Source organism: Pseudoalteromonas sp. GW168-MNA-CIBAN-0100 (assembly GCF_040309225.1).
In the GTDB taxonomy this organism is placed as follows: domain Bacteria; phylum Pseudomonadota; class Gammaproteobacteria; order Enterobacterales; family Alteromonadaceae; genus Pseudoalteromonas; species Pseudoalteromonas arctica.
In genome coordinates this window covers 1-280 of the sequence record NZ_JBEOOL010000478.1, presented here as the reverse complement: position 1 = coordinate 280, position 280 = coordinate 1, and the positions used below count along the sequence as shown (strand labels likewise).

Sequence of the window (280 nt, the reverse complement as noted above, 5' to 3'; positions counted from 1 at the left end):
GCCAGAATCTTTGTTATAAAGTGCAATATAAAGGTTATCAGCATAGGTTATCGACTTTATAATTTCATGCAGTTGTAAATATACATCATCAATATTTTTAGCTTGTGTTGCCAGCTCCGATATTTTAAATAAAATTTGCTGGCGTGGTAGGGCTCGTTTACGTTGTTCGACTTCAAGGTTAAGCGCTGCGTTACTTTGTGTAAGTGCTTGGGTGCGAATTTTAACTTCGGCTTCGAGTTGCTCGCGCTTTTTTACTCGCTCTATTGCGGTAGCTAAGTAC

The 280-nt window shown here is 38.9% G+C and carries 1 pseudogene; it reads right to left on the bottom strand.

From position 1 onward, the window contains the following. Positions 1 to 280, bottom strand: a pseudogene (locus AAEY62_RS22030) (diguanylate cyclase); the annotation flags it as partial.